The 25077-nt window shown below is 69.8% G+C and carries 25 protein-coding genes; 13 read left to right on the forward strand and 12 right to left on the reverse strand.

The genetic code is table 11. From position 1 onward, the window contains the following. Positions 1–33 precede the first annotated feature (33 nt). Positions 34–798, forward strand: coding sequence for a hypothetical protein (locus LDO27_RS23615; protein WP_224044283.1), 765 nt, complete (start codon positions 34–36; stop codon positions 796–798). A 36-nt stretch (positions 799–834) separates the two neighbouring features. Here the strand turns inward: LDO27_RS23615 and dapB are convergent, their stop codons facing one another. Together dapB and LDO27_RS23625 are read right to left on the reverse strand one after the other, a co-directional pair. Then, positions 835–1644, reverse strand: coding sequence for a 4-hydroxy-tetrahydrodipicolinate reductase (dapB, locus tag LDO27_RS23620; RefSeq protein WP_224044285.1), 810 nt, complete (start codon positions 1642–1644; stop codon positions 835–837). Positions 1645–1670: 26 nt separating this feature from the next. Further along, the gene (locus LDO27_RS23625) at positions 1671–2120 is read right to left on the reverse strand and encodes an Lrp/AsnC family transcriptional regulator (RefSeq protein ID WP_222209502.1); all 450 of its coding nucleotides are present in this window, start codon (positions 2118–2120) and stop codon (positions 1671–1673) included. A gap of 144 nt (positions 2121–2264) precedes the next feature. Here LDO27_RS23625 and LDO27_RS23630 point away from each other — a divergent pair, with 144 nt between their 5' ends. Together LDO27_RS23630 and amaB are read left to right on the forward strand one after the other, a co-directional pair. Then, entirely contained in the window at positions 2265–3434 is a 1170-nt protein-coding gene (locus LDO27_RS23630; RefSeq protein WP_224044286.1) for a saccharopine dehydrogenase family protein, read from the forward strand. Between the two features lie 47 nt (positions 3435–3481). Then, positions 3482–4966 (forward strand): L-piperidine-6-carboxylate dehydrogenase, encoded by a 1485-nt coding sequence (gene amaB, locus LDO27_RS23635; protein WP_224044356.1) that lies wholly within the window; start codon positions 3482–3484, stop codon positions 4964–4966. Positions 4967–5386: 420 nt separating this feature from the next. On the opposite strand, the gene LDO27_RS23640 is transcribed toward amaB, so the two are convergent. The 6 genes from LDO27_RS23640 to hemA form a co-directional block, all read right to left on the reverse strand. After that, positions 5387–5986 carry a UbiX family flavin prenyltransferase gene (locus LDO27_RS23640; RefSeq protein ID WP_222209496.1) on the reverse strand — a complete coding sequence of 200 codons (600 nt, stop codon included), beginning with the start codon at positions 5984–5986 and terminating at the stop codon, positions 5387–5389. Positions 5987–5994: 8 nt separating this feature from the next. Next, a complete protein-coding gene (grxD, locus tag LDO27_RS23645; RefSeq protein WP_222209494.1) occupies positions 5995–6306 on the reverse strand; it encodes a Grx4 family monothiol glutaredoxin in 312 nt (103 codons plus the stop codon). A gap of 123 nt (positions 6307–6429) precedes the next feature. Continuing rightward, on the reverse strand, positions 6430–7302 hold the full coding sequence (prmC, locus tag LDO27_RS23650; RefSeq protein ID WP_224044288.1) for a peptide chain release factor N(5)-glutamine methyltransferase: 873 nt from the start codon (positions 7300–7302) through the stop codon (positions 6430–6432). Between the two features lie 137 nt (positions 7303–7439). Continuing rightward, positions 7440–7763: a hypothetical protein gene (locus LDO27_RS23655; protein ID WP_222209490.1), complete on the reverse strand. Its 324-nt coding sequence runs from the start codon at positions 7761–7763 to the stop codon at positions 7440–7442. Between the two features lie 179 nt (positions 7764–7942). Then, complete coding sequence (gene prfA, locus LDO27_RS23660; protein WP_224044290.1) at positions 7943–9025, reverse strand: peptide chain release factor 1; 1083 nt, start codon at positions 9023–9025, stop codon at positions 7943–7945. A gap of 116 nt (positions 9026–9141) precedes the next feature. Then, positions 9142–10446 (reverse strand): glutamyl-tRNA reductase, encoded by a 1305-nt coding sequence (gene hemA / locus LDO27_RS23665; RefSeq protein ID WP_222209485.1) that lies wholly within the window; start codon positions 10444–10446, stop codon positions 9142–9144. Between the two features lie 235 nt (positions 10447–10681). Here hemA and LDO27_RS23670 point away from each other — a divergent pair, with 235 nt between their 5' ends. Next, positions 10682–10927, forward strand: coding sequence for a hypothetical protein (locus tag LDO27_RS23670; protein WP_224044292.1), 246 nt, complete (start codon positions 10682–10684; stop codon positions 10925–10927). 9 nt (positions 10928–10936) lie between these two features. Here the strand turns inward: LDO27_RS23670 and LDO27_RS23675 are convergent, their stop codons facing one another. Continuing rightward, entirely contained in the window at positions 10937–11704 is a 768-nt protein-coding gene (locus tag LDO27_RS23675) for a 5'-methylthioadenosine/adenosylhomocysteine nucleosidase (RefSeq protein WP_224044357.1), read from the reverse strand. 113 nt (positions 11705–11817) lie between these two features. Between LDO27_RS23675 and LDO27_RS23680 the strand changes: the two genes are divergently transcribed. From LDO27_RS23680 to LDO27_RS23690, 3 genes are read left to right on the forward strand one after another with little or no spacing between them, the layout of a single operon-like run. Beyond that, a complete protein-coding gene (locus LDO27_RS23680) occupies positions 11818–12843 on the forward strand; it encodes a DUF2157 domain-containing protein (protein WP_224044294.1) in 1026 nt (341 codons plus the stop codon). Next, positions 12840–13964, forward strand: coding sequence for a DUF4401 domain-containing protein (locus tag LDO27_RS23685; protein ID WP_224044296.1), 1125 nt, complete (start codon positions 12840–12842; stop codon positions 13962–13964). Before LDO27_RS23680 ends, LDO27_RS23685 begins: the two co-directional genes overlap by 4 nt. Continuing rightward, positions 13961–14467 (forward strand): GDYXXLXY domain-containing protein, encoded by a 507-nt coding sequence (locus LDO27_RS23690; RefSeq protein ID WP_224044297.1) that lies wholly within the window; start codon positions 13961–13963, stop codon positions 14465–14467. Before LDO27_RS23685 ends, LDO27_RS23690 begins: the two co-directional genes overlap by 4 nt. A 66-nt stretch (positions 14468–14533) precedes the next feature. On the opposite strand, the gene ychF is transcribed toward LDO27_RS23690, so the two are convergent. Next, positions 14534–15625 (reverse strand): redox-regulated ATPase YchF, encoded by a 1092-nt coding sequence (gene ychF / locus LDO27_RS23695; RefSeq protein ID WP_224044303.1) that lies wholly within the window; start codon positions 15623–15625, stop codon positions 14534–14536. A 130-nt stretch (positions 15626–15755) separates the two neighbouring features. Here ychF and LDO27_RS23700 point away from each other — a divergent pair, with 130 nt between their 5' ends. From LDO27_RS23700 to LDO27_RS23725, 6 genes are all read left to right on the forward strand, one after another. Continuing rightward, positions 15756–17036 (forward strand): UbiH/UbiF family hydroxylase, encoded by a 1281-nt coding sequence (locus LDO27_RS23700; RefSeq protein WP_224044305.1) that lies wholly within the window; start codon positions 15756–15758, stop codon positions 17034–17036. Between the two features lie 97 nt (positions 17037–17133). Next, on the forward strand, positions 17134–17883 hold the full coding sequence (locus LDO27_RS23705) for a DsbC family protein (RefSeq protein ID WP_224044307.1): 750 nt from the start codon (positions 17134–17136) through the stop codon (positions 17881–17883). Between the two features lie 76 nt (positions 17884–17959). Beyond that, positions 17960–18949 carry an acrylyl-CoA reductase (NADPH) gene (acuI, locus tag LDO27_RS23710; RefSeq protein ID WP_224044308.1) on the forward strand — a complete coding sequence of 330 codons (990 nt, stop codon included), beginning with the start codon at positions 17960–17962 and terminating at the stop codon, positions 18947–18949. A gap of 65 nt (positions 18950–19014) precedes the next feature. Next, positions 19015–20829 carry a M61 family metallopeptidase gene (locus tag LDO27_RS23715; protein ID WP_224044310.1) on the forward strand — a complete coding sequence of 605 codons (1815 nt, stop codon included), beginning with the start codon at positions 19015–19017 and terminating at the stop codon, positions 20827–20829. 36 nt (positions 20830–20865) lie between these two features. Further along, positions 20866–23217 (forward strand): FUSC family protein, encoded by a 2352-nt coding sequence (locus LDO27_RS23720; protein ID WP_224044312.1) that lies wholly within the window; start codon positions 20866–20868, stop codon positions 23215–23217. Between the two features lie 85 nt (positions 23218–23302). Then, positions 23303–23575, forward strand: coding sequence for an acylphosphatase (locus LDO27_RS23725; protein WP_222209438.1), 273 nt, complete (start codon positions 23303–23305; stop codon positions 23573–23575). Positions 23576–23600: 25 nt separating this feature from the next. Here LDO27_RS23725 and LDO27_RS23730 read toward each other — a convergent pair whose 3' ends face one another. Further along, a complete protein-coding gene (locus LDO27_RS23730) occupies positions 23601–24410 on the reverse strand; it encodes a uracil-DNA glycosylase (protein ID WP_224044314.1) in 810 nt (269 codons plus the stop codon). After that, positions 24410–25054 (reverse strand): CYTH domain-containing protein, encoded by a 645-nt coding sequence (locus LDO27_RS23735; protein ID WP_224044316.1) that lies wholly within the window; start codon positions 25052–25054, stop codon positions 24410–24412. Before LDO27_RS23735 ends, LDO27_RS23730 begins: the two co-directional genes overlap by 1 nt. Between the last annotated feature and the right edge of the window lie 23 nt (positions 25055–25077).

Here is a 25077-nt window from a genome sequence, read left to right on the forward strand (position 1 = left end):
GCAGGCTCCAACGGAGCGTTTTCAGGAGTTTGAATGAGATTGACATTTGTCGGGCCTGGCATCGCCGGCCTTATGCTGGCGGCTTCCCTGGCCCATGCGGCACCCGGCGGCAATACCGCCGGCGCCGCGAATGGCACTGGCGCCACCAAGTCCACGGCCAGCGCCACCGTTGCCCCGGCCGGGCCGGCCGCTCCCACCGCCGGCGACGCGCTGGCCCCCATGCTCAAGATGCTGGAAATCGGCAACCCGTTGCCGCGCCTGCCGGACTGCGCGGACAGCCGCACGCCGGACGGGCGCGAAGTCACCGCGTTCTGCGTGGAGCTGCGCGGCGACGGCGTGATGCGCCAGGTCGGCGTGCCGCGCGACAAGCGCCCGGCCTTCATGGATGGCCCGCATGCGCTGGCGCTGGTGGACCGCAACGCGCTGGTCGGGCTGATCGTGCCCACCGATGGCGTGCGTTCCGAACAGGCCGCGCTGCAGGCGCTGAACGCCCGCTACGGCCAGCCCTTCCGGCAGGAACAGGTCAGCCTCGCGGACAAGGCCGGCAAGGCCGTCAACACGGTGCATGCGGGCTGGATGCCAAAGCCGCTGACCGTCGAGCTGTACGCCATCCCGGACGATCCCAACACCGGCACCATCGAACTGCTGCTGCCGCGCGCCCGCGCGCTGATGGCCGAGCAGGACGCCGCGGTGGAAAAGCAGCTCAATCCGCAGGCCGCGTCCGCGCCCAAGGCGACGGCGAAGGCCGCGCCAGCGGCCAAGGAGCCGCCGAAGAAGGGCCCGCCGGGAAGCTGGTAAGGGCTTGCCGGCCCCGGCGAGGATGGTGATGGCGGGCTACAGGCCCTCCATCACCTTGTCCAGCCCGCGCACCACGCCGCGCACGGTATGCACCTTCCGGATCGCGAGCAGCGCACCGGCCACATAGGGTTTGGCGCCGTCGCCGGCTTCGTGCCGCAGATGCAGCCGCTGGCCGTCGGCGCCGAAGATCACCTCGACGCCGAGCTGGTAGCCGGGCAGGCGCACCGCGTGGACCTGCGTGCCGGACATCGTCGCGCCGCGCGTTTGCACCGGGCCGTTGACCTTGTCGATGGGCACCACCTGGCTGGCCTGCTTGATCTGCCCCAGGCGATAGGCCAGTTCCCGCACCGTGCCCGACGGCACGTCGACCTTGCCGGCCTTGGCGTAGTCGATGATTTCCCAATGCTCCAGATGGCGCGCGGCCATCTCGGCGAATTTCTGCAGCAGCACCACCGTGATCGCGAAGTTGCCGCAGGCGAGCACGCCGCGGTCGGCCTCGCGCGCGGCGGCATCGATCTGCGCATAGTCGTCGTCCGACAGGCCCGAGGTGCCGACCACCACGTGCGCTCCTTGCCGCAGCGCGGTCAGGATGTTGCGCTTGGCCACGTCCGGCTTCGTGTATTCGACATAGACGTCGTATGGCGTGCCCGCCAGATCGTCCAGGCTCGCCACTGCCTTGCCCGGGGTGCCGGCATGCCCGGTCAGCTGCGCCAGCGTCTGGCCCGCCGCGCCGCGCGACAGGCCGGCCACCAGTTCCATATCGTCGGCGTGCGCCACGCCGCGGGCCAGCTCGCCGCCCGCCCAACCCGTGACGCCGCCCACCGCGACGCGAATGCGATTGCTCATGGATACGTTCTCCCTGTTGAAGTCGTTCAGCCGGCCGCCCGCCGCCGGTCGATCTTGCGCGCCAGTACGATCGACGTGCTGGTGTGGTTGACGCCGTCGAGCGCGCCGATCTCGTCCAGCAGCTGATCCAGCCGCGCGTGGGTATCGCAGCGGATCACGGCCAGATAGTCGACCGCGCCGCTGACGGAATTGAGCTCCACCACTTCGGGCAGCCGCTGCAGGGCGCGCAGCAGCGCGGGCGCGGCCTTGGGCAGCACCGACAGGCCGCAGAAGGCGAGGATCGCATGGTCTTCCATTTCCTTGCCGAGCCGCACGCCGTAGCCGGCGATCACGCCCTCGCGCTCGAGCCGGGCGATGCGGGCGACCACCGTGGTCCGGGCGATGCCCAGCTTGCGGGCAAGGTTCGCTGCGCTCTCGCGCGCATTGGCCTGCAGTAGCGAGAGCAGGTGGCGGTCGGTGGTGTCGAGGTCGGTCATGGATCGGGCCTTTTGACGATCCGTCAAATTGGTTCGTCGGATCGACCAATTATGTAGGCTTTTCGTCGACTTTGCCGCTTCATTCCGACTGTCACGCAAACCATACTGCTTGCAGAACCTACCTGGACACAAGGAGAAGAAGCCATGCTGCAAGCCGTCGCCCCTTCGCATCTGGCGCCCCTCGGGGCGCCGCCCGGTCCACGCGCCGTCGTCGTGCTCGGCGCCGGCAAGATCGGCCGCACCATCGCACGCATGCTGCACGGCACCGGCGACTATGCGGTCACGGTGGTCGACCGCGACGCGCCGCAGCTTGCCGGCATGCCCGCCGGCATCGCGGTCCGCCAGGCCGATCCGACCGCCGCGGGCGCGTGTATCGCGCTGCTCGATGGCGCCTGGGCCGTGCTCAACGCGCTGCCCTTCCATGCCGCCACGGCGGTTGCCACTGCCGCGGCCGAACTTGGCGTGCACTATTTCGACCTTACCGAGGACGTGGCGGCCACGCACGCTATCCGCCAGCTCGCGCCGGGCGCGCGCTCGGTGCTGATGCCGCAGTGCGGCCTGGCCCCCGGCTTTATCGGGGTGGTGGGGCACGACCTGGCGCGACGCTTCCTGCGCGACGGCGGCGAACTGCTGTCCCTGCGCATGCGCGTGGGCGCGCTGCCGCGCTATCCCAGCAACGCGCTGAAGTACAACCTGACCTGGAGCACCGAAGGGTTGATCAACGAGTATTGCAACCCGTGCGAGGCCATCGTCGGCGGGCGGCGCGTCGAGGTGCCGGCGCTGGAGGGGCTTGAGAGCTTCGCACTGGACGGCATCGAATACGAGGCGTTCAATACCTCGGGAGGACTCGGCACGCTGCCGGAAACGCTGGCCGGACGGGCGCGCGACGTGGACTACAAGTCGATCCGCTACCCGGGCCACTGCGCGGCGATGAAACTGTTGCTGGACGACCTGCGGCTGCGCGAGCGGCGCGACTGGCTGCGGGACATCTTCGACAGCGCGATCCCGCAGACCGAGCAGGACGTCGTGGTGATCTTCGCCACCGCCACCGGGCGCACGCGGGCGGGGCAGGGCCCGCTCGTGCAGGCCTCGTTCTCGGCGCGCATCGGCGGCACGGAGACGGACGCCGGCCATGTCAATGCGATCCAGCTCACCACCGCTGCGGGCATCTGCACGGCGCTGGATCTGGTGGCCACGGGCGTGCTGCCGCAGAGCGGCTTCGTGCGGCAGGAGGCGATGCCGCTGGATGCCTTCCTGGCCAACCGCTTTGGCCGGCAATACACCTGCCACCCACTGGAGGAGACCGCAGCATGAGCGAACAGATCAGCACGGAACAGCAATTCGCGGCCTGTTTCGACGAGATGGAACTGGCCGTGCCGTGGCGGCCAGGGCCCCCCGGGGCGGGCGCTTTGCCGGCCCGCTCGCCGATCGACGGCAGGGTGTTCGGCCATGTGCCGGCCTGTTCCTCGGCGCAGGCGGATGCGCGCATCGCGCAGGCGCGGGCAGCGCAAGGGACGTGGGCGCTGCTGCCCGCGCCGGCCCGCGGCGAACTGGTGCGGCGCTATGGCGAGGCGCTGCGCCGGCATCGCACGGCGCTGGGGCGGCTGGTGACGCTGGAGACCGGCAAGATCCTGCAGGAGGGGCTGGGCGAGGTGCAGGAGATGATCGATATCTGCGACTTTGCGGTAGGCCTGTCGCGCCAGCTGCATGGCCTGACCATCGCGTCCGAACGACCGGACCATGCCATGCGGGAGACCTGGCATCCGTATGGTGTGTGCGGCGTGATCTCGGCGTTTAATTTCCCGGTGGCGGTGTGGGCCTGGAACGCGGCGCTGGCGCTGGTGTGCGGCAACGGCGTGGTGTGGAAGCCCTCGGAAAAGGCCTCCCTGTGCGCGCTCGCCGCGCAGGGTCTGCTGGACGGGGTGCTGGCCTCGCACGCGCCCGACCATGCCGGCATCGCGACGGTCCTGCCCGGCGGACGCGCCCTGGGCATGCAACTGGTCGAACATCCGCACGTGCGATTGGTGAGCGCCACCGGGTCGACGCGCATGGGGCGGGAGGTGGGCGTGGCGTGCGCGGCGGCGTTCAAGCGCAGCATCCTGGAGTTGGGCGGCAACAACGCCGCCATCGTGGCGCCGTCGGCCGATGTCGAACTGGCGGTGCGGGCGATGACCTTCGCGGCCGCCGGCACGGCCGGGCAGCGCTGCACCACGCTGCGCCGCGCCTTCGTCCATGTGGATCTGATCGAGACGGTGACGCAGTGGCTGGCGCAGGTGTTCGGCCGGCTGCCGGTCGGCAACCCGCTGGAGACAGGCACGCTGGTAGGACCGCTGATCGATGAGGCATCGGCCAACGCGATGGCCGATGCGCTGGCTACCTGCCGCGCGCAGGGCAATACCGTGCATGGCGGCGATCGGGTGCTGGCCGAGCGCCATCCCGAAGCCCGCTATATGCGCCCGGCGCTGGTGCGCACGGACGAGCAGCACGACACCATGCTGACGGAGACCTTCGCGCCGATCCTCTACGTGATGCCCTACACCACGCTCGACGAGGCCATCGCGCTGAACAACGCGGCGGCGCACGGGCTGTCGTCGTGCATCTTCACCGAGTCCCTGCGCGAGGCCGAGCGCTTCCTGTCGGCCGCGGGCAGCGACTGCGGCATCGCCAACGTGAACATCGGCACCAGCGGCGCCGAGATCGGCGGCGCTTTCGGGGGCGAAAAGGCGACCGGCGGCGGACGGGAGTCGGGTTCCGATGCGTGGAAGGGCTATATGCGCCGGGCCACCAACACCATCAACTACGGCGATGCGCTGCCGCTGGCGCAGGGCATCCGTTTCGACGTGTAAGGCTGGGCCGGGCGGCGGCCGTGTATTTATTCGTAACTCGGGTTACAGAGGGATGACCCCGTATTACCGCTGCGCCCCGTATAACCTCGGCATGAACACCAGTCAGAGGTAAGGCGATGAAAGCCGCGTGGAAGGGGTTGGTTGCAGTGGGAGCGACGGCGCTGCTCGGCGGCTGTGCCGTGTATCCCGCGCCGTATGACGTGGGATACGGCCCCGGCTACGATCCGGGCTATGCCGTCGCGCCGGCGCCGGTCTACGTGCAGCCGGCCCCTGTCGTGGTCGCGCCGCGGCCGTACTTCTACGGTGGGTGGGGATACTACAGGGGAGGGGGCGGCCACGGCCATCATCATGGCCACCACCGAGGTCATCGGGGCCACGGGCGCGGGCACCACCGCTAGGCGCTGCCCGCGGCAGCCTGCCTCAGGCCTGGCCGTTCAGTCCGTCCCAGCTCGGGGCGAGCGTTTGCGGAATATCGATCAAGTCGAGCACGCGGCCCACGGTGTGATCGACCAGTTCGGCGATGCTGCCGGGCTTCTGGTAGAACCCCGGCACGGGCGGAAAGACAATGCCGCCCATTTCCGTGACCGCGGTCATGTTGCGCAGGTGCGCCAGGTTCAGCGGCGTCTCGCGCACCATCAGCACCAGGCGGCGCCGCTCCTTCAGCGTGACGTCCGCCGCGCGCGTGATCAGATTGTCGGACAGGCCATGCGCGACCGCCGCCAGCGTGCGCATCGAGCACGGCGCCACCACCATCGCATGCGCGCGGAACGAGCCGCTGGCAATGGTGGCGCCGATATCGCGCACGTTGTGCACGACGTGCGCCAGCGCCTCGACCTCGGCCTTGCCGATGTCCATTTCGTGCTGCAGGTTCATCACGCCCGCCGGCGAGACCAGCAGGTGGGTCTCGACGTCTGGCGCGGCGCGCAGCACCTGCGCCAGCCGCACGCCATAGACGGCACCGGTGGCGCCGGTGATGGCGACGATTACCCGCCGCGGGGTCGCGCCGCCGGCTGCGGACATGGCGCCGCTCAGCCCTTGAGCAGTGTTTGCAGTTCGCCGTTCTGGTACATCTCCATCATGATGTCCGAGCCGCCGACGAATTCGCCGTTGACGTAGAGCTGGGGAATTGTCGGCCAGTTGGCGTATTCCTTGATGCCCTGGCGGATGCCGTCGTCGTCCAGCACGTTGACGGTGGTGGGAGCGTCCACGCCGCAGGCCTTCAGGATCTGGATGGCGCGGCCCGAGAAGCCGCACATCGGGAACTGAGCCGTTCCCTTCATGAACAGCACGACGGGATGGCCTTTCACGATCTGGTCGATCTGTTGTTGCACTTCGCTCATGATTTCGCTTGTCAGTGTGGCGCGAGTGGATGGCCGAAAAGGCCGGTCGCGCCTTGGGGATCAGATGCGCACCTTGCCGGCGCGCGTGGAATGAGGCGATTTTACCGGATTCGGCAAGCCGCTTCAGGCGCCATCATCGCCCGCAGCGGGCCGGCGGCCGGCGGTGCAGCGCTCGTTGCCGCCGAGGTCGCGCAGGGTGGCCACATCGGCGAAGCCCGCTTGCGCGAACAGCCCGCGCACGGCCTCGCCTTGGTCGTAGCCGTGTTCCACCAGCAGCCAGCCGTCCGCCTCCAGCCTTTCCCCAGCGCCGGCGGCGATGATCGCCACGTCGCCCAGGCCATCGCCGTGGTCGGTCAGCGCGTCCAGCGGTTCGAAGCGCAGGTCGCCCTGGCCCAGATGGGGATCGCCCGCGGCGATATAGGGCGGGTTGCTCACGATCAGCGCAAAACGCCGGGCCGGCACCGCGCCATACCAGTCCGACAGCAGAAATCGCACATTGGCCGCGCCCAGCGCGTCGGCGTTCCGTTGCGCCACGGCCAGTGCCGCTGGCGAGATATCGGTGGCCCAGACGCGCGCATCGGGCCGTTCGCACGCGATCGTGACCGCCAGGATGCCCGATCCCGTGCCCAGGTCCAGCACGGCCGGCGAGTCCTTGCCGGCGAGGCGGACGAGCGCCGCTTCGACGGCCACCTCGGTATCCGGGCGGGGTATCAGCACGTCGGGCGTGACGATGAACTGCCGGCCGAAGAATTCGCGGTTGCCCACCAGGTGCGCCATGGGCTCGCCAGCCAGCCGCCGCCCCACCAGCGCGGCCAGCGCGTCGCTCGCGGCGGTGTCCAGCACCTCGGTGTCCCGGGTGATCAGTTGGGTGCGCGTCAGGCCCGTAACATGGGTCAGCAGCATCCGCGCTTCCAGCGCCGGCAGGCCGGCGCGCAGGGCGGACGCCAGCGCCTCGCGGACGGACTGGCCAGATGGTTGCGCGGGAAGGGAAGGCATCAGGGAACGGAAAGGAAAGCGAAGGTCAGGCGGTGGCGCAGACGTTGGTGCGCCCTTTTACATGAAAACGCCCCGCCGGTGTGAACCGGCGGGGCGGGGCGCATGCCGAGGACTCGCCAGTCCGGCGACGGCCCGGCTTACTTGTTGACGGCGTCGCGCGTCTTGTCCGCGGTGGTGTTCGCAGCGTCCTTCGCGGCATCGCGGGCGTTCGCCATGGCGGCGCCGGCTTCGTCCTTGGCCTTCTCGGCCGCGGCCGAGACATCGGAGGCGGCGTTGCTGGCGGCGGCCTTGGCCGCATCGGCGGCCGATTCGGCGGCCGCGGCGGCATTGCTCGCCGCAGCCTTGGCGGACTCCGCGGCATTCTGCATCGCGGTGTCGGCGCTCGTCGCGGGAGCGTCTTCCTTCTTGCTACAGGCGGTCAGTGCGGCGGTCAGCATCAACAACGCAAGCAGTTTCTTCATCATGTCGTCCTTTTTGTCCGTTTCGAGAGAGACGCCGGCCTTGTCTCGGCGGGTATTCGGTCTCGATTATAGCCAGCGAGACTGCGCCGGCCATCGCTGTTTCATGGACTTACAAGAAATAAGCCGCATTTGTCAGATAAACGCGGACAGATGTCGCCCGAATCGCCGGTGAGCGGACCTTAGCCGTCCTCGCCGAGCGCGGCCAGCTGGTCGGCCTGGTGCTCGGCGGCAAGCGTCGACAGCAGTTCGTCCATGTCGCCGTCCATGATCATGTCGATCTTGTACAGCGTCAGGTTGATGCGATGGTCCGTCACGCGGCCCTGGGGGAAGTTGTACGTGCGGATGCGGTCGCTGCGATCGCCGGAGCCAATCAAGTTGCGGCGCGTGCTCGCTTCCTTGGCCTGCGCCGCGCGCAGCTGCGCGTCCTTCAGGCGCGCGGCCAGCACCTTCATCGCCTTGTCCTTGTTGCGGTGCTGGCTGCGGTCGTCCTGGCATTCCACCACGATGCCGGTCGGCAGGTGGGTCAGGCGCACCGCGGAATCGGTCTTGTTGATGTGCTGCCCGCCGGCGCCCGAGGCGCGGAAGGTATCGACGCGCAGGTCCGACGGATTGATCTCGATCTCGGTCAGTTCGTCGGCCTCCGGCATGACCACCACCGTGCAGGCCGAGGTATGGATGCGGCCCTGCGCCTCGGTGGCCGGCACGCGCTGCACGCGGTGTCCGCCGGATTCGAACTTCAGACGCGAGAAGGCCGCGTCGCCGGCGATCCGCACGATCACTTCCTTGTAGCCGCCCAGGTCCGACGGCGACTCGCTCATGATCTCGACCTGCCAGCGCTGGCGCTCAGCGTAGCGCGTGTACATGCGCAGCAGGTCGGCCGCGAACAGCGCGCTCTCCTCGCCGCCCGTGCCGGCGCGGATCTCCAGCAGCAGATTGCGGTCGTCGTTCGGGTCCTTGGGCAGCAGCAGCTTCTGCAGGCTGTCTTCCAGCGTCTCCAGGCCGGCGCGGGCGCTGGCGATCTCGTCGGCGGCGAACTCCTTCATCTCCGGATCGTCCAGCAGCGCCTGCGCGGTGGCGAGGTCCTCCTGGGCCTGGCGGTAGCGCCCGAACTGCTCCGCGACCGGCGTCAGCTCGGCATGCTCGCGCGTGAGCTTGCGGTACTGGTCCATATTGGCCGTGGCGCCTTCGTGCGACAGCAGCGCGTTGACCTCGTCGAGTCGCTCGACCAATTGCTCGAGCTTGGCTTGCATGCTGGGTTTCATGGGATTCACGGATCGGGTTCGTGCGGCGGGAGGAAGGACCGCCAGCTGGAAAGGCGTGCCACCGGGTGCGCCCGGCGGAGAGGGGGCGCGCGCAGGTGCGCGCGGCGCGAGCGCGGCTAGCGCTCGGAGTGGCTGCTCTGGCGGAACAGGCCAGGCATCAGGCGCAGCAGCGCCTCGCGGTCTTCGCCCTGGGTGTGGTTCAGCGCGTGGGTCGGGCCGTGCAGGAACTTGCGGGTCAGCGCGCCGGACAGCGCTTCGAGCACCGCTTCGGGATCGTCGCCGCGTGCCAGCATGCGGCGGGCGCGGTCGAGCTCGGCCTGGCGCAGCGCCTCGCCCTGGCTCTGCAGGTCGCGGATCACCGGCACCACGCTGCGCGTTTCCAGCCAGTGCATGAAGTTCTGCACGCGCGATTCGATGATGGCCTCCGCCTGTGCCACCGCGGCTTGGCGCAGCGCGTTGCCCTCGCGCACGATGGCGCCGAGGTCGTCCACGGTATAGAGGAAGACGTCGTCCAGCCGCGCCACCTCGGGCTCCACGTCGCGCGGCACAGCGAGGTCGACCATCATGATCGGGCGGTGCTTGCGCAGCTTGACCGCCCGCTCCACGGCGCCCAGGCCGAGGATGGGCAGCGAGCTGGCGGTGCAGGAGACGACGATATCGAACTCGTGCAGGCGGCTGCCCAGTTCGGACAGGCGGATCGCCTCGGTATTCAGGCCCTGGCCGGCCAGCTGCTCGGCCAGCTTCTCGCCGCGCTCGACGGTACGGTTGGCGACCACGATCTGGCGCGGCGTCTGCGCGGCGAAGTGCGTGGCGCACAGTTCGATCATCTCGCCCGCGCCGATGAACAGCACGCGTTGGCTGGCGATGCTCTCGAAGATCCGCTGGCCCAGCCGCACGGCCGCCGCCGCCATCGACACCGAGTGCGCGCCGATCTCGGTCTGGCCGCGCACTTCCTTGGCCACCGCGAAGGTGCGCTGGAACAGCTGGTTCAGGTAGGTGCCCAACGCGCCGGCCTCGCCGGCGGTGCGCACGGCATCCTTCAGTTGCCCGAGGATCTGGGTTTCGCCGAGCACCATCGAGTCCAGCCCGCTGGCGACGCGGAAGGCATGGCGCACCGCTTCGGACTGCGGCAACGCATACAGGTGCGGCGCGAGTTCGCCGGCCGGCACGTTGTGGTGCTGGGCCAGCCAGCGCAGGGTGTCCTCGAAACCGTCCGAGCCCGACACCAGCAGTTCGGTGGCGCAGTAGATCTCGGTGCGGTTGCAGGTGGAGAGGATGGCGGCTTCGGTGCCGTTGCGGCCGGCGAAGTGCGTGCGCAGGGCACCCAGGGCCGGCTTGATCTGCTCGAGCGGAAACGCCACGCGCTCGCGGAGCGAGACGGGTGCCGTGGTGTGATTGATTCCGACTGCGAGCAGTTGCATTGTGGGGATTTGATATGGGGTCCCGGCTCCAGACGCGCCTTGGGGGCGCTGTGCGTGGGCACTGGGAAGCGCAATGCGCCGCCGGACCGGCTTGCATTATACCTTCGGGCGTGGCAGTTTGCCCGGGCCCGGTGTGGCGCGCATACCGCATTCCGGGGCCTTTTCGGGTAATGTCGGGGCGCATTGCGGCAGGTCAATACGCGTCTCGTGCGGGCGCAATCAGGGAGACAGAGTCATGCTGGGCACGTTTGTCGTCGGGATGGTGGTGGGCTTGGTCGGGCGCCTGTGGCACCCCGCCGGCCGCGTCCTGTCGATTCCCATGGCGCTGCTGCTGGGCGGCGTCGGCGCGCTCGCGGCGTTCTACGGCGGGCGGGCGCTGCGCCTGTTCATCGACGGACAGCTGATCGGCTGGGCCGTCGCGATCCTTGGCGCGGCCCTGCTGGTGGGAGTCTGGGGCGCCTTCGCCCGCGGCTTGCGCTAGGTTCCCGGGCTAGGCCCGCGCGGCCAGGAAGCGCCGCAGGATGCCGGCCGAATAGTGGCTGGCGACTTCGCCCAGGAACGCGGGGAAATCGAGATGGGCGCTGTCGTCCGCCCGGTCGGACACCGTGCGCATCAGCGCATGGCGCACGCCGTACTCGTGGCAGACCTGCGCCACCGCGGCGCCTTCCATCTCCACCGCGAGCAACCCCGGCAGCCGCGCGGGCAATTCCGCCGCGATTGCCGGCGCGTTGATGAACTGGTCGCCGCTGGCGATCATGCCGCGGTGCAGGGCGGGCGCGCTGACGCCGAAGCGGGCGCGGACGGCCGCCGGCACCGCCGTTGCCAGATCGTCGCGCAGAAAGCCCGCCGCGGCGTCGTACAGCGCGTCGGTCAGCGCCGGATCGGCCGCGAATTCGGCGCGTCCCAGCAGCGGCACCTCATGGCGGGGAAACAGCGGCCGGGCATCCATGTCGTGCTGCACGGTGCGATCCGCGATCACGACATCGCCCACACGCGTGTGCGGCCCGACTCCGCCCGCGAGGCCCGTGAACACCAGTTCCCGCACGCCGAACTGATGGACCAGCGTCACCGTCGTCGCGGCCGCGGCGACCTTGCCGATCCGCGCCAGCACCAGCACGCAGCGCTGGCCGAACAGTTCGCCGACATGGTAGTCGCGCATGCCGATGTGATGGACGGTGGCGCGGGCGTCCTCGTGCCGCATCGCGGCGACCAGGTCGTCGACTTCGTCGTGCATGGCGGCGAGGATGCCGAGGGTCATGGCGGTGAGGGCGGCAATGGCCGCGAACGGGAAAGGCGACAGCATACCGTCCCGGGTCCGCCATGCGTCACTCTTTGCTAGAGTGCGCACACATCGTTCCGACAGGAAGGACCATGGCCCACACCGAGCTGCAAGGTTTTGACGCGCGCCGCGCCCTCCGGCAGGCGCTGTGCGCATGGCGCGAGCGCGGCGCCATCGGTGCGCCGCGTGCGATGCAGGCGTGGCGCGCGACGGAGCCCACCGCGGCCAGCTGGGCGGCGTGGCTGGACCGCGCCTTGCTCATCCTTGGCGCCGCGTTGCTGTGCGCGGGCGTCGTCGTATTCTTCGCCTTCAACTGGCAGGCGCTGCACAAGTTCGCCCGCTTCGGCGTGCTGGCCGCCCTGGTGACCGCGCTGGCCGGCTTCGCCGCGCTGCGGCCTCCGAACGATGCGCTCGGACGGGCGGCGCTGTTCGGCGCGTCCGTCAGCACCGGCGTACTGCTGGCGGTGATCGGCCAGGTCTACCAGACCGGGGCCGACGCCTGGCAGCTGTTCGCGCTATGGGCGGCGCTGTCGATACCGTGGGCGCTGGCCGCAAGGGCCGCGCCGCACTGGTGGCTGGTTATCGTGCTGGCCAATGTCGCGCTGCTGCGCTGGTTCAGCCTGCGGCCCGGCGTGTCCGGCATGTTCGAGCTGATGTTCGGCAGCGCCGACAAGCTCGCGCCCTTGCTGCTGACGGCCGGTGCGATGGCACAGCTCGCGCTGTGGTTCGCGCTCTGCCGCTGGGCGCCGGGACTGGGCTTTCGCGGCAGGGCAGGCGCGCGCATTCTCGCGGCGCTGGCATGCGGGTACGCGGGCGCGTTGGGCATGGGCGCGGTCGTTGTTCGCGAATTCGATATCGGCTTGTTCATCGCCGCCCTGCTGATCCTCGGCCTGCTGACATGGTGGTTCCGCGCGCGGACCTTCGATGTGCTCGTGCTGAGTCTTGCGGCATTCGCCGGCATCGCGGTCACGGTGGCCGCCATCGGGCGGCTGGTCTTCGAGGGGCGCTCGGAGACCGGCGGTTTCCTGGTGCTCGGCATGGTGACCATCGGCTTGTCGGCCGCCGCCGCGACCTGGCTTACCCGCGCCTACCGGCGCAGCGTCGCGGAGGCATCGTGAGCGGCGGCGAGCGCGCGGTGCGGGCACTTTGGGATCAGCTCGTCGCGGAGGGACACGCCAGCGGCGGCTTCGCCGGACAAGCGGTCGCGCCCTGGCCGATCCGGCTGCTGATGGGCCTCGCCGGCTGGCTCGGCGCGCTGTTCTTTCAGGTCTTCGTGCTGGCCTCGGTGTTCCTGTCGGCGCGGGAGAACGGCGCCATCGTGGCGGCTTGCGGCGCGGCGCTGCTCGCGCTGGCCGCGCTGCTGTACCGGCGCCGTGCCGGACATACCGCCTCCGAACAGTTCGCCCTCGCCAGCAGTCTCACCGGCCAGGCGCTGGCCTTGTACGGCGCGGCGCAGATGCTGGGCGGCGAGGCGGCATTGCAGTGGCCGGGGTTCTGGGCCGCTATCGCGGCGCTGCAGGTCGCGCTGTATCTGCTGATGGGCAACCGGCTGCACCGCTTCGTCGTCGCGCTGTTTGCGCTCGTGGCGGTTGCGGCCTGCGTCAGCGTCGCCATGGCGCCGCTGGAATATTTCGCGTGGAGCGCCGCGCTGGTCGTCGCGCTGTCGTGGCTCGCCCCGGCGGTGGCGCTGCTGGTCACGGCGTTCGTGCTGGCGGAGCCGGCGCTGTGCGCCGCCGGTAGACAGGGCCGGCTCGAACCCGCGGCCGACGGCGGGCTCTGCTTTGCGCTGTCGGCCGCGTTGCTGCTGACGGGCGCCGGCCATCCGCTGGCGATGGTCTGGTCGCCCGGCGAAGGCGCGGCGGGTACGGGCCACTGGATCGCCGGCGCGTTGTTCGGCGCGGTATTGGTTGCTTTTGCCGCCGCCGAGGCCCGGCGGCTGCGGTTGCCGGCGGCATGGATGATTGCGTCGCCGCTGGGCGCGGCGGTACTCGCCAGCCTGCTGGCCGGCGCCCCCGCCGTCGTGGCGGGACTGCTCGCACTCGGTCTGGCACTGCGCCGTGGCTCACTGCCCTGGCTCGGGCTGGCGATCGCCACCATCGGCATCGGCTTCATCTGGTACTACAGCGCGCTGCACTGGACGCTGCTGATCAAATCCGCCACGCTGGTCGCGGCGGGCGCCGCCGTCCTGGCCATGCGGCTATGGCTGCTGCGTTCGACCGCCCGGGAGCAAAGATCATGAAGCGATGGATCGTGGTGGCATGGGCGCTCACCATCGGCGTGGCGCTTGCCGGCATCCTCGGCAAGGAACGCCTGCTGGCGCAGGGCAACGTGATCTTCCTCAAGCTCGCGCCGGTGGACCCGCGCTCGCTGATGCAGGGCGACTACATGGCCCTGCATTTCGCCGTGGCCGACGCCATCGCCCGCGCCCGCGAGGACGAAGTCAAGGCCGGCACGGCGGCGCAAGATGGCGTCGCGGTGATCCATGTCGACGCCCGCGGCGAAGCCACCTTCGTGCGCCTGCACCGCGGCGAGCCGCTCGCGGCCGGCGAAGCGCTGCTGCGCTTCCAGCAACGCACCGCGCGCTGGGGGAGGGCGCAAACGCAGATTTCGACGGATGCGTACTTCTTCGAGGAGGGGCAGGCCAAGCGCTACGAGGCGGCGCAGTTCGGGGAGTTCCGCGTCGGGGCGGATGGTCAGGCCGTGCTGGTCGGACTGCGGGGCCGGGATCTCGCGCCCCTGTGAGTGCGCAAACAAAAAGGCCCGCGCATCTGTGTCGATGCGCGGGCCCTTTTTTAGTCAGGGACGACGTCAGACGTTGAACAGGAAGTTCAACACATCCCCATCCTTGACCACATACTCCTTGCCTTCCGCCCGCATCTTGCCGGCTTCCTTCGCGCCCTGTTCGCCCTTGTACGCGATGTAGTCCTCGTAGGCGATGGTCTGCGCGCGGATGAAGCCGCGTTCGAAGTCGGTGTGGATCACGCCGGCCGCCTTGGGGGCGGTGTCGCCGACGTGGATGGTCCAGGCGCGCACTTCCTTGACGCCCGCGGTGAAGTAGGTTTGCAGGCCGAGCAGCTTGAAGCCGGCGCGGATCACGCGGTCCAGGCCCGGTTCTTCCATGCCGAGGTCGGCGAGGAACACGGCCTTGTCCTCGTCGTCGAGGTCGGCGATCTCGGCTTCGATCGCGGCGCACACGGCGACCACCGGCGACTTGGTCTGCTCGGCGTAGCCGCGCACGGCGTCCAGGTGCGGGTTGTTCTCGAAGCCGTCCTCGCGCACGTTGGCCACGTACATCGTCGGCTTGGCGGTGATCAGGCAGAACGGCTTGATGGCGTCCCATTCCTCGGGGGCGAGGTCCAGGGTGCGCACGGCCTTGGCCTGGTCGAGCACGGCCTGGGCTTTTTCCAGCACGGCGACCAGGCGCTGGGCTTCCTTGTCGCCGGCGCGGGCCGGCTTGACGTAGCGGGCGATGGCCTTTTCGACGGTGGCCAGGTCGGCCAGCGCCAGTTCGGTATTGATGACCTCGATGTCCGACAGCGGATCGACCTTGCCCGCGACGTGAATCACGTTGGGGTCTTCGAAGCAGCGCACCACGTGCGTGATGGCGTCGGTCTCGCGGATATTGGCGAGGAACTGGTTCCCCAGGCCTTCGCCTTTGGAGGCGCCGGCGACCAGGCCGGCGATGTCGACGAACTCGACCGTGGCCGGGAGGATGCGCTCAGGCTTGACGATCTCGGCCAGCGCCTGGAGCCTCGGATCCGGCACTTCCACCACGCCCACATTGGGTTCGATGGTGCAGAACGGATAGTTTTCGGCGGCGATGCCGGCCTTGGTAAGGGCATTGAACAACGTCGACTTGCCGACGTTGGGCAGGCCGACGATGCCGCATTTGAGGCTCATGGTATCTGGCGGTAAATAGCAAAGCCGATATTCTAGCGGATGGGCGCTTCCCGGCCGTTCCCGGCGACGCGCGCGCCGGGCCGCGCCGGCCGTGCCCGGGAGCGCGGGCACGCGTGGCTATAATCGCCCCATGACTCGACCCAGCGCCTCCATGCGGACCTCTCCTTCCGGTTTCCAGATTGCCGTGGTCGGCGGCGGCATCGTCGGCAAGACGTGCGCGCTGCTGCTGGCGCAGCAGGGCATGCAGGTGGCGCTGATCGCGCCGCGCCCCGCGGGGGCGGCCCAGCCCCCGGGCGAAGGCCAGTGGGACAGCCGCGTCTACGCGTTCTCCTCCAGTTCGCAGGCTCTGCTGGAGCGGCTGCGCGTGTGGGAGGCGCTGGATCCCTCGCGCGTGCAGCCCGTCCGCGACATGCGCGTGTTCGGCGACGACAGCGCGAACCGGCCCGATGCGGGCCACGACGGCGACCTGCATTTCTCCGCCTACGCGGCGGCGGTGCCGCAGCTGGCCTGGATCGTCGAATCGGGCCATGTCGAGCGCGTGCTCGATACCGCGCTGCGCTTCCAGCACCAGCTGCAGTGGTTCGACCAAACCGCGACGGCGTTCGTGCGCGACGAGACCGGCGCGACGCTCACCCTGGAAGACGGCACGCGTGTGCGCGCCGCCTGTGTGGTGGGCGCGGACGGGGCCCGCTCGTGGCTGCGTACCCAGTGCCATATTCCGGTCATCACGCGCCGCTACCGGCAACTGGGCGTGGTGGCCAATTTCCAGTGCGAACTGCCGCACGACGAGACCGCCTGGCAGTGGTTCCTCGGCACGCCACCCAAGCTGATGGCGGACGAAGAGCCCGCCAACGGCGAGATCCTGGCGATGCTGCCTCTGCCCGGCCAATACTTGTCGATGGTCTGGTCCGCGGACGAGGCGCATGCGCGGGACCTGCTGGCGCTCTCGCCCGAGGCGCTGGCGGCAACCGTGATGGAAGCGGCCAGCGGCGCGGTCGGCCGGCGCTTCGGCGCGCTGCGCTGCGTGACGCCGGCGCAGGGCTTCCCGCTGGTGCTGCAGCGCGCCGAGCAGTTCGTGCAGCCGCACGTGGCGCTGGTGGGCGACGCGGCCCATGTCGTGCATCCGCTCGCCGGCCAGGGCATGAACCTGGGCCTGCGCGATGTCGCGGAACTCGGCCGCGTGATGGCCGACAAAGAGTCGTTCCGCGGCGAGGGCGACCTGCGCCTGCTGCGGCGCTACGAGCGCGCGCGGGCCACCGACCTGCTGTCGCTGACCGCCGCCACCGATGGCCTGCACCGCCTGTTCTCGCTGCCCGGCGGCGTGGCGCGCTCGGTGCGCAATACCGGCATGCGCGTGGTGGGCGGCCAGTCGCTGCTCAAGCGCTTCCTGGTGGGCCGGGCGCTCGGCTAGCGAGACGGCGAGCGGGGCTGCCCCGCCGCCTCGCACCCGCAGCGCGACGCATTTTCGACGGCCTGGGGCCGTACCTCTCAACGCATTCGGAGACAACATGCTTGAACTCATCCGGCGCCGCGCCCTGATGCCCGCCATGGTCGCCTGCGGCATCGTGGCGGCCGGCCTGGCGCTGCACGCCGCGGCGGCCGCCGACCCCACTACCGAGCGCATCAAGGCCTCGGTACAGAAGATGCTGGGCGGCCGTGCCGAGGTGAAGAGCGTCGAGAAGACGCCCATTGCCGGCCTGTTCGAAGTCAATATCGGCGGCCAGCTGGTCTATACGGACGCCTCGGGCCGCTACATCCTCAACGGCGAGATGGTCGACACGCGCACCGGCACCAACCTGACCGAGGATCGCGTGGCCGAGCTGAACCGCATCAAGTGGTCCGACCTGCCGCTCACCCGCGCCATCAAATGGACCAAGGGCGACGGCAGCCGGCAGATGGCGGTGTTCTCGGACCCCAACTGCGGCTACTGCAAGCGCATCGAGCAGACCTTCCAGCAGATGGACAACATCACCGTCTACACCTTCCTGTACCCGGTGCTGTCGCCGGACTCGGAGGTCAAGTCCAAACAGGTCTGGTGCGCCGCCGACCGTACCAAGGCGTGGCGCGACTGGATGCTGGGCAAGGGCACGCCGTCGGGCGCTGGCAACTGCAAGACCCCGCTGGAGGAGAACCTGGCGCTTGGCCACAGCCTGAATATCACCGGCACGCCGGCGGTGTTCTTCACCGACGGCACGCGCATCCCCGGCGCGGCCGATGTCGCCACGCTGGAGCGCAAGCTCTCCAGCCTCAAGAAGTAAGCGAACGCCGGCCCCAGTTGCCGGCGTTTTGCTGTCCCCATCCGCATCCATCGATAGAAGAGCAAAGGAGACGACGATGACTTTCCAGGCCTTGCTGCTGACCCAGGCCGACGGCGCCACGCAAGCAGAAATCGCCGCGCTGGACGAGGCGCAGTTGCCGGCAGACGGCGACGTGCTGGTCGCGCTGGACTATTCGACCATCAACTTCAAGGACGGGCTTGCGATCACCGGCCGCTCGCCGGTGGTGCGCAAGTGGCCGATGGTGGCGGGCATCGACGGCGCCGGCACCGTGCTGGAGTCTTCGCACCCGCGCTGGAAGGCCGGCGACAAGGTGGTGCTCAACGGCTATGGCGTGGGCGAGACGCACTGGGGCTGCCTCGCGCAGCGCGCGCGGCTCAAGGGCGACTGGCTGGTGGCGCTGCCGGACGCCTTCACCACGCGGCAGGCCATGGCGATCGGCACCGCCGGCTATACCGCGATGCTGTCGGTGCTGGCGCTGGAGCGCGCGGGAGTGAAGCCCGGCGATGGCGAGGTGCTGGTCACCGGCGCCTCGGGCGGCGTCGGCTCGGTGGCCATCGCGGTGCTGGGCAAGCTCGGCTACCAGGTCGTCGCCTCCACCGGCAAGACCGGCGAGGCCGATTTCTTGAAGGCGCTCGGGGCAGCGGAGGTGATCGACCGCGCGCAGTTGAGCGCGCCCGGCAAGCCGATGCAGAAGGAGCGCTTCGCGGCGGTGGTCGACTCGGTCGGCTCCCACACGCTGGTCAACGCCTGCGCGCAGGTGCGCTACGGTGGCGCGGTGACCGCGTGCGGGCTGGCGCAGGGGCTGGACTTCCCGGCATCGGTCGCGCCGTTCATCCTGCGCGGCATCACGCTGTACGGCATCGACAGCGTGATGGCGCCGATGGCGCGGCGCGAAGAGGCGTGGGCGCGCCTCGCGCGGGATCTGGCGCCGGACCGGCTGGCCGCGATCACGCAAGAGATCGGGCTGGCCGAGGCCATCGACGCGGGCCGTCGAATCGTCGAAGGCGGCATGCGCGGGCGTGTGGTGGTCGACGTCAACGGCTGAGTCCGCGGCCGGCACGCCGCGGCCGCATCGCGGTGCGCCGAGGATGTGACGCTACAATCTCGGCCATGAAGCCGATCCGATACGCCATTGCCCCGCTTCAGCCCGAAGCGCACCTGTTCGCCGTCACCGTCACGGTCGACGTTCCCGATCCCGCCGGCCAGCGCTTCTTCCTGCCGGCGTGGATTCCCGGCAGCTACATGATCCGCGAGTTCGCCCGCAATATCGTGCGCATCCGCGCCGATGCGGGCGGCGAGCCGGTCGTGCTCACCAAGCTCGACAAGCAGAGCTGGCAGGCCGCGCCGGTCGATCCCGCGCTCGGTCCGCTGACGCTCAGCTACGAGGTCTATGCGTGGGACCTGTCGGTACGCGCGGCGCATCTGGACACGACCCACGGCTTCTTCAACGGCAGTTCGGTCTTTCTCTGCGTGGACGGCCAGGCCGACGCGCCCTGCACCGTCGACATCCATCCGCCGGCCGGCGAGGCCTACCGCGGCTGGCGCGTGGCCACCGCGATGCGCGAGGCGCCCGGCCGCGAGGGCGCCAAGCGCTACGGCTTCGGACGCTACCAGGTCGCCGACTACGACGAACTGGTGGATCACCCGGTGGAGATGGGCGAGTTCGCGCTGGCGACCTTCAAGGCCTGCGGCGCGCAGCATGACGTGGTCTTCACCGGCCGCGTGCCCAACCTGGACCTGGACCGCGTCTGCCGCGACCTCAAGAAGATCTGCGAGGAGCAGATCCGCTTCTTCGAGCCGCGCACGGCGCAGGCGCCGTTCCTCGACAGCAACCGCCGCTACGTGTTCATGACCATGGTCACCAGCGACGGCTACGGCGGCCTTGAGCATCGTGCGAGCACCGCGCTGATGTGCGCGCGCGGCGATCTGCCGGTGCGCGGCAACGACGAGGCCGGCGAGGGCTATCGCACGTTTCTCGGACTGTGCAGCCACGAGTATTTCCATACCTGGAACGTCAAGCGGATCAAGCCGGCCGCGTTCGTGCCGTACCGGCTCGAGCGCGAAACCTACACGCCCCTGCTGTGGCTGTTCGAGGGCTTTACCAGCTACTACGACGACCTGATGCTGGTGCGCAGCGGCTGCATCACCGAGGCGCAGTACGTCGAACTGCTGGCCAAGACCTGGAACGGCGTGCTGCGCGGCAGCGGCCGCACCAAGCAAAGCGTGGCCGACAGCTCGTTCGACGCCTGGACCAAGTACTACCGCCAGGACGAAAACGCCCCCAATGCGGTGGTCAGTTACTACACCAAGGGCTCGCTGGTGGCGCTGGCGCTGGACCTGACGATCCGCACCCGCACCGGCGGCAAGCGATCGCTGGACGACGTGATGCGCGCGCTGTGGCGCCGCTACGGCCGCGGCTTCTACGCCCCCGGCGCGGTGCAGCGCGGCGTCACCGAGGCCGACGTGCTGGCGCTGATCGACGAGGTATCGGGACTGCGGCTGGGCACGCTGGTGCGCGCGCTGACCGAAGGCACCGGCGAGATCCAGCTGGCCGCGATGTTCAAGCCGATGGGCATCGCCGCCGAAGTGCAGAAGGCCGACCGCCAGGCGGCGCTCGGCATCAAGACCCGGACCGACGACGGCTGGGTGCGCATCACCCATGTGCTGGACGGCGGCGCGGGGCAGGCGGCGGGCCTGTCGGCGCAGGACCTGTTGGTCGCGGTCGATGGCCTGCGGGTCGCGCCCGGACAACTGGACAAGCTGCTCGGCCGCTACCGCGCCGGCGACAGCGTGCCGCTGCACGTCTTCCGGCGCGACGAATTGCACGTGCTGCCGGTCACGTTCGCGCGCGAGCCGGCGACGCAGTACCGGGTCACGCTGGAGCCGGGGCGCCACGCGATGCGGGCGCGCTGGCTGGGACAGTAAGCGGGGCCCTCGCTCCCGCCGCCACCGCCGGCCCGCATGCAATACGCCCACGATCCACGGACCTTCGTCTTCTCCCACTACGTCTATCGCGGGCTGCGCTCCGCCACGGGCGTGATCGGCGCCACGCTGATCGCGCTGCATTTCTCCGACCTGCCCACCGCGATGGTGGTGTCGATGGGCGCGCTGTGCGTGAGCCTGATGGACCTGCCCAGCCCGCTGAACCACAAGTTCAACGAGATGCTGGCCGCCGTGCTGCTGTCCACGGCGGTGACGTTGGTGGTGGCGCTGGCCACGCCGTTTCCGCGGCTGCTGCCGGTGGTGCTGGTGGTGGTCACGTTCCTGGCCGGCATGATGACGGTCTACGGCAACAAGACCATGCCGCTGCAGTTCTCGGCGCTGTTCGTGATGACGCTCACGATCAACGAGGACTTCGTGGTGCGCCGCGCGTTCGAGCATGCGCTGCTGTTCGGCGCCGGCGCGAGCGCCTATCTGCTCTATGCGATGCCGGTGAGCTGGCTGCTGGAGCGGCGCACCAAGCAGCAGGTGCTGGCCGAATCGCTGTACGAGCTGGCCGGTTATCTGGAGATCAAGGCCGGCTTCTACGACGCGGGCAACGACTACGACGAACAGTTCAATGCGCTGGTGCGCCAGCAGATCGTGGTGGCCGAACGGCAGCAGGCCGCGCGCGACCTCGTGCTGCGCGCCAACCGCACCACCCGCGACGGGCTGCTGGTGCAGGTGCATCTGCGCATGCTGGACCTGTACGAGTACATCCTGTCGACCAATACCGACTACCCGCAGTTGCGCGACACCTTCGGCGGCACGCCGGTGCTCGATCATCTGCGGCGCCTGGTGCTGCTGATGTGCGAGGACGTCGAGGCCATCGCGTTCGACATCACGCGCGGGCGGCCGTCCTATGCCGAGGTGGACTACCGGCAGCCGCTGCGCGACGTGGCGGCCGAGATCGCCGCGCTCAAGCGCCACCATATCCCGCCGGCCGCGATGACGGCGCTGGACGAAACCCTGGACGTGATCCGCGGCGCCATCGCGCTGATGGCGCAGCTGCACGAGGCCTCGCGCACGCCGGTGGAGCCCGGCAAGGTCATGCCGGGCCCGGACATGGCGCCGTTCCTGACGCGCCAGAAGTACGAGTGGAGCGCGATGCGGCAGAACCTGAACTGGCGCTCGCCGGCGTTCCGCTTCTCGCTGCGGATCACACTGGCGGTGGCGGCGGGGCTGTGGCTCACCCACGTGCTGCCCTATGCCTCGCACGGCTACTGGATCCTGCTGACGATCATCGTCATCCTGAAGCCCAACTTCAGCATGACCAAGCAGCGCTACAACGACCGCCTGATCGGCACGCTGATCGGCTGCATCATCTCGGTGGTGGTGCTGCGCGTGGTGCACGAGCCGCTGGTGCTGCTGGGCGTGCTGTTCGTCGCGCTGGTGGCAAGCGCGGCCTTCGTGACCATCAAGTACCGCTATACGGCGATCGCGGCCTGCGTGCAGGTGCTGATCCAGATCAACCTGCTGATGCCGGGCAGCCAGACGGTGGTGGAAGAGCGGCTGATCGATACGGTGATCGGCGGCATCATCGCCTCGATCTTCAGCTTCGTTTTGCCCAGCTGGGAGTACCGCGCCATCCCCAAGCTGGTGGAGAACGTGCTGGAGGCCAACCGGCGCTACATCGCGGCCACGCGCGACCTGCTGCTGCGCCGCACGGACGACGACTTCGTCTACCGCGTCGAGCGCAAGCGCTTCATGGACGGCCTGTCGGCGCTGATCTCGTCGTTCCAGCGCATGCTGGACGAACCTCGCAGCCGCCACCGGGCGGTGGACAACCTGAACCGCTTCATCGTGCAGAACTACCTGGTGGCCGCCCATGTGGCCGCGGCGCGCATCCAGGTGCGCCAGCACTATGACGAGCTGGATCTGCCCGCCGCCGAGGCGGCCATCGTGGAAGCCACCGATGCCGCCACGCGCAGCCTGCTGCAGGCCAGCGAACGCCTGAAGGAAGACGAGGACCGCGAGCTGCGGGGGGTGGGCTTCGTGCGCGAGGTCGCGGTCGAGCCGCTGACCGGCACGCCGGTGCCGGTGCCCGAAGCAGCCGGGGCGACCACGGAAGCGGCTGCCGGGGGGGCGGCGGAGGCCGCGGCGGAAGATGACGCCAGCGAGCGCCGCGTGCGCCTGGCGGACTCCGCGGACCGCTGGCAGACCGAATCGCTGGTCCAGCAGGCCCAGGCGCCGGAACCTGGCCCCGCGGCCAGTTCCACCGGACGCGCGGCCAACGCGGTGCTGGAGCGCCGCCTGCGCGCGCTGCGCGCCGACGCTGCCAAGATCGCGCTGCGCACGGGCGCCATCGGGCGCGCCATCCGGCAGCGGGCGTAGCACCGGCCGTGGCGGCCGGGACCGTGCTGGCGGCCGCCGCCACATCGGCCTACCTTGAAGTCAGGAGCAGCCGCGGGAGAGGCAAATGGAAACTTGGCACATCACCGTCAGAGGCAGGGTGCAGGGCGTGGGCTATCGCGCGGCGTGCGAAGGGCACGCGATCCGCCTGGGCCTGGGCGGCTGGGTACGCAACCGCTCGGACGGCTCGGTGGAGGTGATGGCCTACGGGTCGCCGGAGCGCCTGGAGCGCCTGCGCGAATGGATGCTGGCCGGACCGCCGGCCGCGCGGGTCGACGAACTTCAGGTCGCGCCCGGCAAGGGCAAGTTCGCGGACTTCGAGATGCGGCCCACGCTGTAAGCGGTGGATGCCGGACGCCGGCCCTTCAGTGGTCGAGCCAGTCGATCGCCGCGCGCCCGTGCGCCTGCAGCCAGTCGTTGGCGAGCCGGAAGTGGCCGCAGCCCAGAAAGCCGCGGTGGGCGGACAGCGGGGAAGGGTGGGGCGCCTCCAGCACGCAGTGCGCGCCTTCGATCAGCGCCTTCTTGGCCTGCGCATGGCTGCCCCACAGCAGGAACACCAGGTTCGGCCGGCTGGCGGCCAGCGACGAGATCAGGCAGTCGGTGACCGCTTCCCAGCCGCGCTTGGCATGGCTCGCGGCCTGGCCCTGTTCCACGGTCAGCACCGTGTTCAGCAGCAGCACGCCCTGGCGCGCCCAGCCTTCCAGGTTGCCCGACACCGACGTGCGGGCGGCATTGGCATCGCCGTATTCCGCGGCGATCTCCTTGAACATGTTGCGCAGGCTCGGCGGCACCCGCACGCCGTTCGGCACCGAGAAGGCCAGGCCGTGCGCCTGCGGGATTTCCTCGCCGGCGACCACGCCGGTGCCGTGGTAGGGATCCTGGCCCAGGATCACCACCTTGACCGCATCGGGCGGCGTCAGGTGCAGCGCGTGGAAGACACGATGCGGGAAAACCGGCTTGCCGGCCGCGCGTTCGCCGTCGACGAAGCCCGCGAGGTTGCGCCAGGCCGGGGTCGCCAGGCACGGCACGAGCAGTTCGCGCCAGGCCGCGGGCAGGGCGGCCGCCTGGGTGTCCAGCGGTTCGGCCAGCACGGCGGGGGCGCCGGCCGGCGGTGCGGCCACGGCGTCCAGGCCGAACAGATCGGCTTGCGCCACGTCGGGCGTTCGCTTGCGCATCAGGGTTGTCCGTGGTCGTTGCCGTCCGTGCCGATGCCGGCAAGGCGGTAGCCGCGCGCGGCCTTGCTCGCGTCCGCGGGGGTCAGCGGTGCGATCGCGCGAAGCCGCTCGCCCAGCGCCTGCAGCGCCTGCGCGGCGCGGCCGGCATCGCCGGACAGCCATTCGAGTTCGAGCTCCTGGATCGGTTCGCTGGCGCCCGGCCGCGCGGGCACGCTGATGGTGCCCTGGTCCAGCGCCGCCTCGATCTCGCCGTCTTCCGTGCGGATCAGCCACGTGCGGCGACGAAAGTCGGTGCGGAACACCGGCGCCAGCCGTGCGGCCAGTGGCGCGAGCAGCGTGCGCGCGTCGGCCGGCAGTCGCGACAGGTCGATGGCCTCGCCCTCGACCGGCATCTCCCACTCGTTGCGCACTGCCAGTCCGCCCGCGCTGCTGCCGGCGGTCTTGAGCGTCTGCAGCCACTGCGCGCCCTTGCGGCGCAGCCGCAGCGCGGCGCGCGAGCGCGCCAGCGCGTGGTCGGGCGTGTCCAGGTAGATGTTGAGCAGTTCGAATTCGCCGCGCGGCAGCGCGTTCGCGTCCAGCCAGCCGGCCAGCGGAGCGAGCGCGCCATCGGGCACGGCGAGCTTCAGTTCGATTTCGCGTGCCATCGCCGCCTCGCTCCGTGGTGCTG

Source organism: Cupriavidus respiraculi (genome assembly GCF_914271545.1).
Classification (GTDB): Bacteria; Pseudomonadota; Gammaproteobacteria; order Burkholderiales; family Burkholderiaceae; genus Cupriavidus; species Cupriavidus respiraculi.

Bases quoted from the DNA above. Each gene is read 5' to 3' on its own strand.
- hemA (WP_222209485.1), bottom strand. From the start codon at position 10,446: ATGCAACTGCTCGCAGTCGGAATCAATCACACCACGGCACCCGTCTCG.
- prmC (WP_224044288.1), bottom strand. From the start codon at position 7,302: ATGCCTTCCCTTCCCGCGCAACCATCTGGCCAGTCCGTCCGCGAGGCG.
- amaB (WP_224044356.1), top strand. From the start codon at position 3,482: ATGGAACTGGCCGTGCCGTGGCGGCCAGGGCCCCCCGGGGCGGGCGCT.
- LDO27_RS23725 (WP_222209438.1), top strand. From the start codon at position 23,303: ATGGAAACTTGGCACATCACCGTCAGAGGCAGGGTGCAGGGCGTGGGC.
- ychF (WP_224044303.1), bottom strand. From the start codon at position 15,625: ATGAGCCTCAAATGCGGCATCGTCGGCCTGCCCAACGTCGGCAAGTCG.
- prfA (WP_224044290.1), bottom strand. From the start codon at position 9,025: ATGAAACCCAGCATGCAAGCCAAGCTCGAGCAATTGGTCGAGCGACTC.
- grxD (WP_222209494.1), bottom strand. From the start codon at position 6,306: ATGAGCGAAGTGCAACAACAGATCGACCAGATCGTGAAAGGCCATCCC.
- LDO27_RS23675 (WP_224044357.1), bottom strand. From the start codon at position 11,704: ATGACCCTCGGCATCCTCGCCGCCATGCACGACGAAGTCGACGACCTG.
- LDO27_RS23630 (WP_224044286.1), top strand. From the start codon at position 2,265: ATGCTGCAAGCCGTCGCCCCTTCGCATCTGGCGCCCCTCGGGGCGCCG.
- LDO27_RS23705 (WP_224044307.1), top strand. From the start codon at position 17,134: ATGCTTGAACTCATCCGGCGCCGCGCCCTGATGCCCGCCATGGTCGCC.
- LDO27_RS23655 (WP_222209490.1), bottom strand. From the start codon at position 7,763: ATGAAGAAACTGCTTGCGTTGTTGATGCTGACCGCCGCACTGACCGCC.
- LDO27_RS23680 (WP_224044294.1), top strand. From the start codon at position 11,818: ATGGCCCACACCGAGCTGCAAGGTTTTGACGCGCGCCGCGCCCTCCGG.
- LDO27_RS23735 (WP_224044316.1), bottom strand. From the start codon at position 25,054: ATGGCACGCGAAATCGAACTGAAGCTCGCCGTGCCCGATGGCGCGCTC.
- LDO27_RS23640 (WP_222209496.1), bottom strand. From the start codon at position 5,986: ATGTCCGCAGCCGGCGGCGCGACCCCGCGGCGGGTAATCGTCGCCATC.
- dapB (WP_224044285.1), bottom strand. From the start codon at position 1,644: ATGAGCAATCGCATTCGCGTCGCGGTGGGCGGCGTCACGGGTTGGGCG.
- LDO27_RS23730 (WP_224044314.1), bottom strand. From the start codon at position 24,410: ATGCGCAAGCGAACGCCCGACGTGGCGCAAGCCGATCTGTTCGGCCTG.
- LDO27_RS23690 (WP_224044297.1), top strand. From the start codon at position 13,961: ATGAAGCGATGGATCGTGGTGGCATGGGCGCTCACCATCGGCGTGGCG.
- LDO27_RS23625 (WP_222209502.1), bottom strand. From the start codon at position 2,120: ATGACCGACCTCGACACCACCGACCGCCACCTGCTCTCGCTACTGCAG.
- LDO27_RS23670 (WP_224044292.1), top strand. From the start codon at position 10,682: ATGCTGGGCACGTTTGTCGTCGGGATGGTGGTGGGCTTGGTCGGGCGC.
- acuI (WP_224044308.1), top strand. From the start codon at position 17,960: ATGACTTTCCAGGCCTTGCTGCTGACCCAGGCCGACGGCGCCACGCAA.
- LDO27_RS23720 (WP_224044312.1), top strand. From the start codon at position 20,866: ATGCAATACGCCCACGATCCACGGACCTTCGTCTTCTCCCACTACGTC.
- LDO27_RS23615 (WP_224044283.1), top strand. From the start codon at position 34: ATGAGATTGACATTTGTCGGGCCTGGCATCGCCGGCCTTATGCTGGCG.
- LDO27_RS23700 (WP_224044305.1), top strand. From the start codon at position 15,756: ATGACTCGACCCAGCGCCTCCATGCGGACCTCTCCTTCCGGTTTCCAG.
- LDO27_RS23715 (WP_224044310.1), top strand. From the start codon at position 19,015: ATGAAGCCGATCCGATACGCCATTGCCCCGCTTCAGCCCGAAGCGCAC.